13 protein-coding genes are annotated in these 13,597 nt (G+C 61.1%); 2 read left to right on the top strand and 11 right to left on the bottom strand.

The genetic code is table 11. The annotated features are described in order from the left end of the window. Window positions 1-83: 83 nt before the first annotated feature. The 5 genes from NMB39_RS07480 to NMB39_RS07460 all read right to left on the bottom strand — a co-directional run bounded on the left by NMB39_RS07480 (window position 84) and on the right by NMB39_RS07460 (window position 3,832). Window positions 84-896 carry an OmpA family protein gene (locus NMB39_RS07480; RefSeq protein ID WP_043047180.1) on the bottom strand — a complete coding sequence of 271 codons (813 nt, stop codon included), beginning with the start codon at window positions 894-896 and terminating at the stop codon, window positions 84-86. Further along, entirely contained in the window at window positions 893-1,255 is a 363-nt protein-coding gene (locus NMB39_RS07475; RefSeq protein WP_494339455.1) for a DUF4398 domain-containing protein, read from the bottom strand. The genes NMB39_RS07480 and NMB39_RS07475 overlap by 4 nt, the downstream gene beginning before the upstream one ends. 9 nt (window positions 1,256-1,264) lie before the next feature. Continuing rightward, on the bottom strand, window positions 1,265-2,080 hold the full coding sequence (locus tag NMB39_RS07470) for a substrate-binding periplasmic protein (protein ID WP_057025695.1): 816 nt from the start codon (window positions 2,078-2,080) through the stop codon (window positions 1,265-1,267). A 70-nt stretch (window positions 2,081-2,150) separates the two neighbouring features. After that, on the bottom strand, window positions 2,151-3,080 hold the full coding sequence (locus NMB39_RS07465; RefSeq protein ID WP_057014755.1) for an electron transfer flavoprotein subunit alpha/FixB family protein: 930 nt from the start codon (window positions 3,078-3,080) through the stop codon (window positions 2,151-2,153). 2 nt (window positions 3,081-3,082) lie between these two features. Next, a complete protein-coding gene (locus tag NMB39_RS07460) occupies window positions 3,083-3,832 on the bottom strand; it encodes an electron transfer flavoprotein subunit beta/FixA family protein (protein WP_306958574.1) in 750 nt (249 codons plus the stop codon). 515 nt (window positions 3,833-4,347) lie between these two features. On the opposite strand from NMB39_RS07460, the gene NMB39_RS07455 reads away from it, so the two are divergent. Then, the gene (locus NMB39_RS07455; protein WP_043047184.1) at window positions 4,348-6,012 is read left to right on the top strand and encodes an electron transfer flavoprotein-ubiquinone oxidoreductase; all 1,665 of its coding nucleotides are present in this window, start codon (window positions 4,348-4,350) and stop codon (window positions 6,010-6,012) included. Between the two features lie 167 nt (window positions 6,013-6,179). On the opposite strand, the gene NMB39_RS07450 is transcribed toward NMB39_RS07455, so the two are convergent. Further along, window positions 6,180-7,073, bottom strand: a complete 894-nt coding sequence (locus NMB39_RS07450) for an AraC family transcriptional regulator (protein WP_046069129.1) — start codon at window positions 7,071-7,073, stop codon at window positions 6,180-6,182. A gap of 180 nt (window positions 7,074-7,253) precedes the next feature. Here NMB39_RS07450 and NMB39_RS07445 point away from each other — a divergent pair, with 180 nt between their 5' ends. Next, the gene (locus NMB39_RS07445) at window positions 7,254-8,306 is read left to right on the top strand and encodes an NAD(P)-dependent alcohol dehydrogenase (RefSeq protein ID WP_057025697.1); all 1,053 of its coding nucleotides are present in this window, start codon (window positions 7,254-7,256) and stop codon (window positions 8,304-8,306) included. Here NMB39_RS07445 and NMB39_RS07440 read toward each other — a convergent pair whose 3' ends face one another. The 5 genes from NMB39_RS07440 to NMB39_RS07420 form a co-directional block, all read right to left on the bottom strand. Continuing rightward, window positions 8,307-9,110: an IclR family transcriptional regulator gene (locus NMB39_RS07440; RefSeq protein WP_057025698.1), complete on the bottom strand. Its 804-nt coding sequence runs from the start codon at window positions 9,108-9,110 to the stop codon at window positions 8,307-8,309. 121 nt (window positions 9,111-9,231) lie between these two features. Then, complete coding sequence (gene araH / locus NMB39_RS07435; protein ID WP_494339456.1) at window positions 9,232-10,197, bottom strand: L-arabinose ABC transporter permease AraH; 966 nt, start codon at window positions 10,195-10,197, stop codon at window positions 9,232-9,234. Window positions 10,198-10,215: 18 nt separating this feature from the next. Next, window positions 10,216-11,715 carry an L-arabinose ABC transporter ATP-binding protein AraG gene (araG, locus tag NMB39_RS07430; protein ID WP_494339457.1) on the bottom strand — a complete coding sequence of 500 codons (1,500 nt, stop codon included), beginning with the start codon at window positions 11,713-11,715 and terminating at the stop codon, window positions 10,216-10,218. Further along, window positions 11,712-12,692: a substrate-binding domain-containing protein gene (locus NMB39_RS07425; protein WP_108240673.1), complete on the bottom strand. Its 981-nt coding sequence runs from the start codon at window positions 12,690-12,692 to the stop codon at window positions 11,712-11,714. The genes araG and NMB39_RS07425 overlap by 4 nt, the downstream gene beginning before the upstream one ends. Window positions 12,693-12,724: 32 nt before the next feature. Then, complete coding sequence (locus tag NMB39_RS07420; RefSeq protein WP_306958579.1) at window positions 12,725-13,546, bottom strand: SDR family oxidoreductase; 822 nt, start codon at window positions 13,544-13,546, stop codon at window positions 12,725-12,727. Window positions 13,547-13,597: the final 51 nt, after the last annotated feature.

Below are 13,597 nucleotides of genomic sequence, written 5' to 3'. Positions count from 1 at the left end.
ACGGTGTATCAGTCAAAGATGTCGCAACTGAACTACCGCTATCGGGAGCAAGCCCCCTCCCACATTAAATCGCAGCCTGGCGCTCAGCGAGCGGCGCCCAGTTGGCCTTTCTCGTCGGAGAATACGATTTCCACCCGGCGATTCTGTGCGCGGCCTCGTTCGGAGGCGTTGGCTTCTACCGGATACTGATCGCCATAACCCTGGACCTCGATACGCTTGTCATCGATACCCAGGTCCATCAACAGGTCCGCCACCGATTGGGCACGGTCGCGGGACAGCTTGAGGTTTTCCTGCTCGCCCCCGGTGTTGTCGGTGTAACCCTCGACGCGCACCCGACGCTTGGGGTTCAGTTGCAGGAACTGCACGATCTTCAACACCGTGCGGTTGGCCGAGTTGGCCAGTTCCGCTTCGCCGGTGTCGAACAGCACATCTCCCAGCGTCATCACCAGGCCACGGTCGGTCTGGGTGGTGAGGCTGGCAATTTGTGCTTCAACCCACTTGCCCTGTTGCTGCACGCTGGCCAGTTTGTTTTCGCGCAGGGCCAGTTGCAGGCGCTGGCGTTCCAATTCGAGTTGGGCGCCACGTTCGGCGTTCAGGCCTTGCTCAGTGTGTTCGCGGGCGATGGCACTGTAGCGCTGGCTGAGGTAGGCGTAATGCACCACATCGGCGCCGCTGCCCCAGTAGCTGGACAAGCGATCGGCACGGGCCAGGGATTCGCCGGCGCGGATCACATCCTTGGGGGCGAAGCGCAGCACGTTGGCGTCCTCCTTGACCTTCTGAAAGTCATCGCCGGCCTGTTGCAAGGCCTGCTCGCTGCTGGGTTGGCTGGCGCACCCGCCGAGGGCTGCGCTGCCCAGCAGCAACACACAGCCCAAACCACGGATCATCGGGCTCATTGCGCGTCCCCCAACTGTAATTGCTTGCGCAAGCGGGTTATGCGGGTATTGAGCACGTTCAATTGCTCCTGGCTCTTGGCGGTGAGTACTTTAGCCTCGGCCAGACGCGCATCCAGCTCAGCCTGCTCGGCCCGCATACGCGCGCGCTTGTAGGATTGGTCGGCCATGTTGGCCTTGGCCCTGGCGAATTTATCTTCGGCCAGTTTCAGCTCGGGCGATTCGTCGGCATTGACCCCGACCGCGGTGGCTTGCTCCAAGGCTTGCTGGGTCAGGCGCATTTGTTCATTCGGCGCAGGATCGGTTGCACATCCCGCCAGAGCGACAACGGCGAGGGCCGCGAAAAGAGGTCGAAAAATCACTGTAAATCCCTACTGTGTTGGGGTGCCGACGGGCTGTTGCAGTTGCGCCTTCCAGCGCTCCAGATTGCGCTGCAGCGCGGCTTGCGCGACACCGGACGCGGGCAATTCTGTCATCTTTTTCGCCAACTGTCCGCGCAGCCATGGATCATTGCACGCCGAGTTGTGGGAAATCGCCAGGTACAAGCCGGGCTGATCGACAGGCACCTCATGGGCGACCAGGTCGTCACTCATGCCCAAGGTCTGGGCCATGGCCATGCCGGAATAGCGCCCGGCCAGCACGTAATCCACCTCACCCAGCAACAGTTTCTGGAATGCCGGCGTCAGATTGGGCAGGCGTTGCAGGCTGAGCTGCTGGCCGGCGAAGGTTTCGAATTCAGCGCTCAAGCGGGCGCGCTCCGATACCGCGCCCTTGTGGCCGTGCAGGTCAGCCACTGAGGTGTAGGCCAGCTGTGAATCCTTGCGTGTCCAGACCAGGTAATCGGTCTGCATCAACGCCGGATGGATGTAGTCGAAGTTGTCCAGTTCACCGAGGTTCAGCGGCGCGTCGGCGAGGATGTCCATGCGCCCGCTGCGCGCTTCATCCAGGGCCAGGGAGCGTTTGCCGCCGTAGAGCAGGTCGATTTTCAGCCCGAGGTCCTTGCCCACTTGTTGCAGCACCTCGGCGGTAGCGCCGATCAGGTGCGTCGGGTCCTGGGGGTCACGCCACAACAAAGGTGGGGCATCAGGGCTGCCGGTGATCACCAGGCGCTCGCACTTGCCGGCGGCCAGTGACAGGCTCGGCAGCAGCATGAGGGCGAGCAATATGCTCCAAGGACGCAGTTCCATGGCGAGGTTCCCCTGATAAATAAAAAAGCCCGGTCACAAGACCGGGCTCTTTATAAGTGAAGCGACTGGATTAGACCAGCTTCTCCAACTCAGGTACGGCTTCGAACAAGTCCGCCACCAGGCCGTAATCGGCAACCTGGAAGATCGGCGCTTCTTCGTCCTTGTTGATCGCGACGATCACCTTGGAGTCCTTCATACCGGCCAAGTGCTGGATCGCACCGGAGATACCGACAGCGATGTACAGCTGTGGCGCCACGATCTTGCCGGTCTGGCCGACCTGCATGTCGTTGGGTACGAAACCTGCGTCGACGGCTGCGCGGGAAGCGCCGACCGCAGCGCCGAGCTTATCGGCCAGGGCGTACAGGTGCTTGAAGTTGTCACCGTTCTGCATGCCGCGGCCGCCGGAAACGACAATCTTGGCAGCAGTCAGCTCAGGGCGATCCGACTTGGCCAGCTCTTCGCCAACAAAGCTGGACGTGCCAGCGTCGTGGGCAGCGGAGACGGCTTCAACGGCGGCCGAACCACCTTCGGCGGCAACCGGATCGAAACCGGTGGCGCGTACGGTAATAACCTTGACCGCTGCGTTGGACTGCACGGTAGCGATGGCGTTACCGGCATAGATCGGGCGCTTGAAGGTGTCGGCGCTTTCCACCGAGATAATCTCGGAGATCTGGTCAACGTCCAGCTGCGCGGCAACGCGTGGCAGGATGTTTTTGCCGTTGGAGGTAGCGGCAGCCAGGATGTGGCTGTAGCCAGCGCCCAGCTCTGCAACCAGCGGCGCAACGTTTTCTGGCAACTGATGCGCGTAGGCGGCATTGTCAGCGTTCAGGACTTTACTTACGCCCGCGATTTTCGCAGCGGCTTCAGCCACGGCGCCAGCGCCCTGGCCAGCAACCAATACATGGATGTCACCACCGATTTTCGCAGCGGCAGCCACGGTGTTGAGGGTGGCCGGGGCCAGCACCTTGTTATCGTGTTCAGCGATTACCAAGATAGTCATTTTTAGATTACCTTCGCTTCGTTTTTCAGTTTCTCGACCAGTTCAGCCACCGACTTGACCTTGATGCCCGCGCTGCGTGCAGCCGGCGCTTCAACCTTGACGGTCTTGTTGGTGGAGGCGGTGGAAACGCCCAAAGCGTCCGGAGTCAGCACTTCGAGAGGCTTCTTCTTGGCTTTCATGATGTTTGGCAGGGACGCATAGCGCGGCTCGTTCAAACGCAGGTCGGTGGTGACGATGGCCGGCAGTTTCAGGGAAACCGTCTGTGCGCCGCCGTCGATTTCACGGGTCACCGCGAGGCTGTCGCCGTTCACTTCGACTTTCGAAGCGAAGGTGCCCTGGCCGTAACCGGTCAGTGCGGCCAGCATCTGGCCCGTCTGGTTGTTGTCGCTGTCGATGGCTTGTTTGCCGAGGATCACCAACTGAGGCTGTTCCTTGTCGACAACGGCCTTGAGCAACTTGGCAACCGCCAGGGAGGTAAGTTCTTCGGCGGATTCGACCAGGATTGCGCGGTCGGCGCCCAGGGCCAAAGCGGTACGCAGCTGCTCTTGGGCAGTGGTCGGACCGATGGACACCACGACGATTTCAGTCGCAACACCTTTCTCTTTCAGGCGTACGGCTTCTTCCACAGCGATTTCGCAGAAAGGGTTCATCGACATCTTGACGTTAGCAAGGTCGACGCCGGAATTGTCCGCCTTGACGCGAACTTTCACGTTGTAATCGACAACGCGTTTGACAGCTACAAGAACCTTCATGGATTCCTCGTTACTCTCCGGTGAAAAGAAAGTCGCCTAGGCGAACCTGGCGGTTGATGCTCATCGGCACACAAGGGCACCTCCAAAGACTTCGGCAGTGGCCTTGCACACGGGAAGTGACGACCGTTCGTCAGTGGTGACTGAGAGGTCATTCTTTATCGCGGCGTGTAAACTGCGCCCCTGTGTCCGGGTACGCGTCACATTTTTACCTTCGGCCGGCCTTTGGACGTGCTCTTGAAACCTGCAGTCTGCCTACGGGAAGCGCAAAACCGACCGTATCTTGACCGGAACGCCTATTCTGGTCAATACGGCAAAATGGTCAGTCATAAGCCCCGTTGCTTTGATTTACCTAGGCTGCGGGCAATTCAAACAAACGTTTGTATTGGACGCTGCCAGTGGTCTATATATAATGCGCCACCTAGAGAGACAGGTGGGTGCTGCCGTTAAGCAGAACCCCGCCGAACCTCCACCCATTAGAAAAAAAAGCCTGTTGAGCCTTGAGTAGGAGATAGCCTGTGGAACGCGAATACATGGAATTCGACGTGGTCATCGTCGGCGCTGGCCCGGCTGGCCTGTCTGCCGCCTGCCGCCTGAAGCAGAAGGCCGCCGAAGCCGGTAAGGAAATCAGCGTCTGCGTGGTCGAGAAAGGCTCCGAAGTCGGCGCCCACATCCTCTCCGGTGCCGTGTTCGAACCCCGGGCCCTGAACGAACTGTTCCCGGACTGGAAAGAGCTCGGCGCCCCGCTCAACACGCCGGTGGTGCGTGACGACATCTACGTGCTGCGCAGCAGCGATACCTCCACCAAGGTTCCCGACTTCTTCGTGCCCAAGACCATGCACAACGAAGGCAACTACATCATTTCCCTGGGCAACCTGTGCCGCTGGCTGGCCCAGCAGGCCGAAAACCTGGGCGTGGAAGTCTACCCAGGTTTCGCCGCCCAGGAAGCACTCTTCGACGAGAACGGCGTGGTGCGCGGAATCATCACCGGTGACCTCGGTGTCGACCGTGAAGGCAAGCCCAAGGAAGGCGTATATACCCCGGGCATGGAATTGCGTGGCAAGTACACGCTGTTTGCCGAAGGCTGCCGTGGCCATATCGGCAAGCAGTTGATCCAGCGTTTCAACCTGGACAGCGACGCCGACGCCCAGCACTACGGCATCGGCCTGAAGGAAATCTGGGAAATCGACCCGGCCAAGCATCAGCCAGGCCTGGTGGTGCATACCGCCGGTTGGCCGCTGGACATCATGAGCGCCGAAAACACCGGTGGTTCGTTCCTCTATCACCTGGAAAATAACCAGGTAGTGGTCGGCCTGATCGTCGACCTGTCCTATAGCAACACCTTCCTGTCGCCCTTCGATGAGTTCCAGCGCCTCAAGCACCACCCGGTGCTGGCCCAGTACCTGGAAGGCGGCAAGCGCGTCAGCTACGGCGCCCGCGCCATCTGCAAAGGTGGCCTGAACTCGCTGCCCAAGATGGTCTTCAAGGGCGGAGCGCTGATCGGTTGCGACCTCGGCACCCTGAACTTCGCCAAGATCAAGGGCAGCCACACCGCGATGAAGTCCGGCATGCTCGCCGCCGATGCGGTTGCTGATCGTCTGTTCGCCGAATCCGAAGGCGGTGACGAGCTGACCGCGTATGTCGACGGCTTCAAAGCCAGTTGGCTGTATGAGGAATTGTTCGCCACCCGTAACTTCGGCCCGGCGATGCACAAGTTCGGCCCGATCATCGGCGCCGGCTTCAACTGGTTCGACCAGAACATCCTCGGCGGCAAGATGCCGTTCACCCTGCACGACACCAAGCCGGACTACGCCTGCCTCAAGCTGGCCAAAGACTGCAAGAAAATCGACTACCCCAAACCCGACGGCAAGTTGAGCTTCGACAAACTGAGCTCGGTGTTCATCTCCGGTACCAACCACGAAGAAGAGCAGCCTTGCCACTTGAAGTTGAAAGACCCGAGCATCCCGATCGGCACCAACCTGCCGCTCTACGATGAACCGGCGCAGCGCTACTGCCCGGCCGGCGTGTATGAAGTGATCACCAAGGAGGACGGCGAGAAGCGCTTCCAGATCAACGCCCAGAACTGCGTGCACTGCAAGACCTGTGACATCAAGGACCCTTCGCAGAACATTACCTGGGTGACACCCGAAGGTGCGGGTGGGCCGACTTACCCGAATATGTAAGCCCTGAGGCTCCCAATCGGGAGCCTTTTTTATGGCCAACATCAATCTAAATGTGGGAGGGGGCTTGCTCCCGATTGCGGTGGGTCAGCTAAAGATTAGCTAACTGATACACCGTCATCGGGGGCAAGCCCCCTCCCACATTTTGGAGTGTGGTTTGGCCTGAAATGCTATGCAGCGCGCTCTTCACCAGGGTTACGCAGGAAGTAGCGCTTGTACTCGCGACTGAACTGCGACGTACTCTGATACCCCACGCTATGTGCCGCCTGCGCCACACTCATGCCGTCTATCAGTAACAACTGCTGAGCCTTCAACAACCGCAGGCGCTTGAGGTACTGCACCGGCGACAACAAGGTGCAGCGCTTGAAATGCTCATGAAAGGTCGAGGCACTCATATGGGCATAACCGGCCAACGTCTCGATATTCAACGGCTCGGCGTAATGGGCATGCAGGTGGTTCAATGACGTGGCGATTCGCGAAAACTGCCCCTGCTGTTCCACCAACGCACGCAACACATCCGCCTGGGGCCCACGCAACGCGGTGAACAACAATTCGCGTACCCGCGCCGGGCCCATGATCCGGCTTTCCAGCGGATCGTGCAGGCACTGCAACAGCCGCTCCACGCAGCCGCGCATGGCATCGTCCAGCACCACCGAACTCATCGACTCCAAGGTCTGCGCCGTCGGCGGTGGTCCGCCCTGCATGCCCATGGCAATGACCAACTCCCCCAGCACCACCCGATCGATACCCACCGTCACGCCCAACAGCGGCGCGCCAGGCGCCATGGCAAAGGTCTCGCACTCGAACGGCACCGGCATCGCCTGGACCAGGTAATGCCCGGCGCCATACTCCAGCGTTCTCGGGCCGAGGTAGGCAACCTTGCTGCCTTGGGCCACGAACATCAGGCTTGGCTCGTAGATCTGCGGCCCACGCGCCACGTCGCAACTGGCACGCAGCACCTGCACGCCGGGCAGGTTGGTCGGGGAGAAACCGTCGCGGGGCGCAAGCCCTTCAATCAGGGACACCAGCGTGGCGTTGGCGTCGAGATGGCGGGTCAACAACATGGCAAAAAACTTCGTGAACAAGGGATGAGAACATCATCGCAGGTCTGACGGCGAATACATCCAAAGCAAAGCCAGTCCCGGACGAATAGGCATGAGACTCGGAGCATTTGCCATGTTCGCGCCCAGGGCCGGCGCGCAGAATGCGCCGCCTCTCCAGTCCAAGCTTTAGCGAGGTTTACCATGTACACCGCCACAGGTTATGCCGCCCAGTCGGCCACCACTCCCCTCGCCCCCATGTCGTTTCAACGCCGCAGCCCGCGCGTCGATGACGTGGCCATCGAGATCCTCTACTGCGGCGTCTGCCACTCCGACATCCACCAGGCACGCAACGAGTGGGGCATCGCCGTTTACCCGCTGATGCCGGGCCATGAGATTGTCGGCAAGGTCACCGCTGTCGGCACCAATGTGACCGCACATAAAGTCGGCGATCTGGTCGGCGTCGGTTGCATGGTCGACTCGTGTCGCCACTGCGAAGCCTGCCAGTCAGACCTCGAGCAATACTGCCTCGAAGGCCCGACCATGACCTACGCCACCCCGGACCGTGTGGATGGCAGCAACACCATGGGTGGTTACTCCGACAGCATTGTGGTCAGCGAGCACTTCGTGGTGAAGATCCCGGCCAAGCTCGACCTGGCCAGCGCCGCGCCGATCCTGTGCGCGGGCATCACCACCTACTCGCCGCTCAAGCACTACGGCGTGAAGGCCGGCGATAAAGTCGGGATTCTTGGCATGGGCGGCCTCGGTCACATGGGCATCAAGTTTGCCAAGGCCATGGGCGCCGAAGTCACGCTGTTCACCCGCTCCGCCAGCAAGGCCGAGGAAGGCCGTCGCCAGGGCGCCGACCATGTGATCGTGTCCACCGACGCCGAGCAGATGAAAGCCGCTGCCGGGCACTTCGACTTCCTGCTGGACACCATCCCGGTGCAACACGACCTGAACCCCTACCTCGATGTACTGCGCTTTGACGGTGTGCATATCCTGGTCGGCCTGATCGAGCCGGTGGACCCGCCCGTCAATGCCGCAAAGCTGGTGCTGGGCCGTAAAGTACTGGCCGGTTCGCTGATCGGCGGTATTGCCGAAACCCAGGAAGTCCTGGATTTCTGCGCCGAGCACAACATCACCTGCGACATCGAAATGCTCGATATCCGCCAGATCAACGAGGCTTACGCACGCATGATCGCGGGTGACGTGAAGTACCGCTTTGTCATCGACATGGCGAGCCTGAAAGCCTGATCAGGCTTTCGCACCCAACTCCGCTGACAGCCGGGCTGCGACCTGTTTGATCACAGGGATCAGCTCGGCCATTTTCTCCAGCGGCATGTAGGGCACGGTACTGGCGATGCTGATGCCAGCGACAATACGCCCACCGGCATCACGCACCGGTGCCGCCACGCAGCGGATCGACGGCTCGTTATCTTCGAGATCGAAGGCATAACCACCCGCCACATATTCACCCATGCGCTGCTCGAATTGCGCCCAGGATTGCTCCGGGTGCTGCGGCCATTGCAGGTTTTTGCCTGCCGCCGGCAAGCTGACTTCGTAGAGGCGCTGCCACTCCTGCGGCGAATCATCCAACAGCAACGCCTTGCCGATGCCGGTGCGCGCCAGCGGCATACGATGGCCAACCCGTGAGCGCATTTCCGGGCCGTTGCGACCGGGGTTCTTGTGCAGGTAAAGCACGTCGTCGTATTCACGGATCGCCAAGTGGATGGTGTCACCAGTGAGGGCCGACAGCTCGTCCAGGTACGGCACCGCCAGGCTCACCAATGGCAACTCTTCGCGGGCCTGGAAGCCCAGCTCGATCAGCTTTGGCCCCAACAGGTAGCCGACCTGCGGCACCACGCGCAGGTAACGCTCATCCACCAGGCAACTGGCCAGGCGGTGCGTGGTGCTGCGGGTGGTGCCGATGCGCCGGGCGATCTCCTTGAGATCCCGCGCACCGGCCGCCACCGCTTGCACCACCCCCAGGCCACGCAGCAGGGTCTGGGTGCCGGTGGGGGCGGCGTCTTTGACGGGGGTGTGGGCGTTTTCCTGCATATCCGGGCCTATAAATAAAAAAGCGGGGGCATTATGGCAAATACCGCCCCCCAATACAGAGGAGAACTCAATGTGGGAGGGGGCAAGCCCCCTCCCACATTGAGTCCTCACCTGACATAACTCAGCGTTGTTTCAAGCGGTCGATGATGACCGCCAGCAGCAGGATCGAGCCGCGAATCACGTACTGGTAAAACGTGTCGATGTTTTTAAGGTTCATCGCGTTCTCGATGATCGCCAGAATCAGCACACCCGCAATCACGTGGCGGATCATGCCGATTCCGCCGCTCAGCGATACCCCGCCCAGTACGCACGCAGAGATCACCGTCAATTCGAAGCCCTGGCCGATCATCGGCTGGCCGGAGGTCATGCGCGAGGCGAGGATCACCCCGGCCAGTGCGCCGATCAAACCGTGCACGGCAAAGATAATGATCTTGGTGCGGTCAACATTCACACCTGCCAATAGCGCAGCTTCCTGGTTGCCACCAATGGCCATGGTGTTGCGCCCATAGCTGGTGTAGTTGAGCAGCCAGCCGAAGAATACAAAGCACAGCACGGTGATGACGATCGGCACCGGCACGCCCATCAACTGGCCGTTGCCGAACACAAAGAAGCCTTCGTCCATCACCCCCACCGCCTTGCCGTTGGAGAAGATGTAGGCCAGGCCGCGCACGATCTGCATGGTCGCCAGCGTCGCAATCAGTGCATTGATGCGCAGCTTGGCAATCACAATGCCGTTGATCAGCCCTACCACCAGGCCCATGGCCAGGGCCGCCGACACGCCAAGTGCCACACTGTCGGTGTCGCGGATCACAATCCCCGCCACTACACCGGCGCAGGCGATCACCGAGCCCACCGACAAATCAAAATGCCCCGACGCCAGGCAGAACAGCATGGTGCACGCGGCAATGCCCACGGTGGAGATCGCCAGGCCCAGGCCACGCATATTCAGCGGCGACAGGAAGTTATCGATAAACACAGCGCTGAGCACAAAGATGCCCAACGCCGCCAACAGCATCACCCAGTCATCGAGAAATTTGCGCTGGTTGAACGCCGGCCAGAAGCCCTTTGCAGTTTTTGCCTGAGACATACCCACACCTCTTATTCTTCAAGCCCGCGAACGCGGGAGTGCCAGTTGCAGCAGCCGTGCTTCATCCGCCCGCTCGCGGGGCAATTCACCGGCCAGGGCGCCTTCGCTCATGACCAGGATACGGTCGGCAATGCCCATCACTTCCATCAGGTCGCTGGACACCACGATCACCGCAATGCCGCTGGCCGCCAGGTTATGGATGATCTGGTAGATCTCTGACTTGGCGCCGATATCGATGCCACGGGTGGGCTCGTCCAGCAGCAGCACCTTCATCGGCATCGACAGCCAGCGACCCAGAATGGCCTTCTGCTGGTTGCCGCCGGAGAGGTACAGGATCTTCTGCGCGGCGTTTGGGGTTTTGACCCGCATCGCCTGGATCTGCCGGTCGGCGTTGCCCTTCTCCCAGCCGTCGCGCAACAGCCAGCCAAAGGTGGAATGCGCCGCGCGGGCACTGATGTTGATGTTTTCGGCGACGCTGGCCAGTGGGATGATGCCTTCCTTTTTGCGGTCCTCCGGGCACAGCAACACGCCGGCGGCGATGGCGTCGCGGGGTGAGCGCAACTGCAGCGCTTGCCCGCACAGCTCCAGGCTGCCGGCGCTGGCGCGCTCCAGGCCGCTGAGCAAACGAAACAGCTCGGTGCGCCCCGCGCCCACCAGCCCGAACAGGCTGAGGATCTCGCCCTTGCGCACCTGGAAACTGATCGGCTCACGCAGCCCCGGGCCGAGCAGGCCGTCGACCTTGAGCGCCACCTCGCCCTGCTCCCGCGGGCGGTAGTCGTAGATGTCCTGGATATCGCGGCCGACCATACAGGTCACCAACTGGTCGTGGGTCAGGCTGCTCATGTCTTCGAAGGTGCGCACGTAGCGACCGTCCTTGAACACCGTCACCGCATCGCAGATACGGAACACCTCTTCCATGCGGTGCGACACGTAGAGCACCACTTTGCCCTCGTCACGCAGGCGCGCAATGATCGCCATCAGCCGGTCGATTTCCCGCGCCGACAAGCTGCTGGTGGGTTCATCGAAGGCGATCACGTTGGCGCCACGGGACAGCGCCTTGGCGATTTCCACCAGTTGGCGCTGGCCCAGGGACAGGCGCCCGAGTTTCTCGTCGGGGTCGATCTCATCGGCCAGGCCCTTGAGGCACGCCAGCGCCTGCTGACGCAACAGGCCGCGATTGACCACCCCCAGGCGCGTCGGCAAGTGTCCGAGGAACAGGTTCTCGGCGACGCTCATTTCCGGCACCAGGTGCAGTTCCTGGTGGATCACCGCGACGCCGCTGGCGATGCTGTCGGCGGCATTTTTGAACGCCATGACCTGCGTGCCGATCTGCACGCTGCCGCTGCTGGGAATGTAAGCGCCGCCGAGGATTTTCAGCAGCGTCGACTTGCCCGCACCGTTCTCGCCCATCAGGGCGTGCACCTGCCCGGGGTGGGCGGTGAAGCTGATGCCGTCCAACGCCTTGACCCCGGGAAAGGTTTTGCCGATCGCGTCGAAACGCAGGGCCGCAGCGGTCATTTCCACAGCCCGATCTTGGTCAGTTCTTCCTTGAAGTTCTCGCGGGTGATCAGGGTGACTTCGTCCATGGCGGTGTACTTCGGTGGTTCAGTGCCTTTGGTGACCCACTCGTACATCATCAGCGCGGTGTTATAGCCTTCGATATGCGGGCTCGGCAGCATGGAGCCGAAGAAACCGCTGTCGGCTTTCTTCAATTCGCCGATGGCGTCGGTGCCATTGATGCCGATGCCGATCACGTTGGCCGCCTTGAAGCCGGCGCTTTCAGTGGCGCGTACGCCGCCGAGCACGGTGTTGTCGTTCATGCCGCCGATGATCAGGTTCTTCGCACCGCCGGGCAGCTTGACCAGGGCCGAGTTGGTGGCGTCCATGCTGCCAGGCACGTCAAGAGTCTTGAGGGCAGCGGTGAGGATGTGATCCTTGGGGATGCCGGCTTCTTCCAGGGACTTGATCGAGCCGTCAGTGCGCTTTTTACCGGTATCGAGCTCGTTGAAGGTGTTGATCACCGCGTAGGTGTCCTTCCAGTCCCACCCGCGTTTCTTCGCCTCGGCGGCCATGGCGGCGCCCTGCTTCTGGCCCACTTCGAAGGCGGCCATGCCCAGGTACGGCACGTCCTCCATGAAGTTGCCCTTGGCATCGACAAAGCGGTCATCCACGGCCATCACTTTCAGGCCATTGACCTTGGCCTTGGCGACGATGGCCGGGCCCAGGGACACGTCCGGCGGGCAGATCACAAAGCCCTTGGCGCCGTTGGCGGCCAGGCTGTCGATGGCCGAGAGGGTTTTCTCGCCGTCGGGCACGGCGATCTTGATCACGGTGAAACCGTGTTCCTTGCCGGCTTTTTCGGCGAAGGCCCATTCGGTTTGAAACCAGGGTTCTTCGGCCTGCTTGACCAGAAAGCCGATCTTCACTTCTTCAGCCGATACAACGCCGCTGAACGCCAATGCCAGCGCCACAGCCCCGAGTGCCTTCTTGAACATGAACCACCTCCTTCTTGTTATTGGAAAACGCTTTAGTCGTGGTACATCACGGACCGCCCGCCATCGATCATCAGGCAGGTGGCATTGATAAAGGGCGCCTCGTCGGTCGCCAGGAACAGCGCGGTCATCGCCACCTCGATGGGCTGGCCGATGCGCTTGGGCGGGTGCAGGTCGAACGCGCGCTGACGCTCGGCGTGAGGGTCTGGGAAACCGTTCCAGTAGTCGACGTTGAGCTGGGTTTCGATATAACCCGGGGCGATGGCATTCACACGGATGCCCTTGGACGCGTATTCGATGCCCAGGGCGCGGGTGAGGCCGAGCAGGCCATGCTTGGCGACGGGATAGGGAAAGCAGCCGGGAATGATGTGGCTGGAATGGGTGGAGGCAATATTGATGATGTTGCCGATGCCCTGCTCGATCATGTGCGGCAACACCGAGCGGCAGCCGTACCAGGCGCCGTCGAGGTCGATGGCAAAGCAACGGCGCCAGTCTTCGTCGGTCATCGCCAAGGGGTCGCGGAACACATTGACCCCGGCGCAGTTGACCAGCACATCTACGCGGCCGAAGCGTTCGATCGCCAGGTTGACCAGCGCCTGCCATTGATCCTTGGAGGTGATATCGACAGGCTGGGCATGGATCTGCGCACCGCGTTCACGCCAATGGGCGGCGATCTTCTCGATTTTTTCGCCCTGGATATCGGCAATCACCAAGCGCGCCTGCTGGGCCTGGAAGCAGGCGACAATCGCTTCGCCAATGCCTTGGGCAGCGCCGGTGACGATCACTACCTTGTTCTTCAAACGCTCGCCGTAAGTCGGCTCGGGCACCGCGGGTAGTGACAACGGTTGTGCCTGCATCGCTTCACCTGTTTTATTTTTTGATAGTGAGTGCTGATGCAGGCGACTATA

It is taken from the genome of Pseudomonas sp. FBCC-B545, assembly GCF_059134095.1.
The sequence above is the reverse complement of the archived record's forward strand: the minus strand, read 5'-3'. Positions and strand labels throughout refer to the sequence as shown.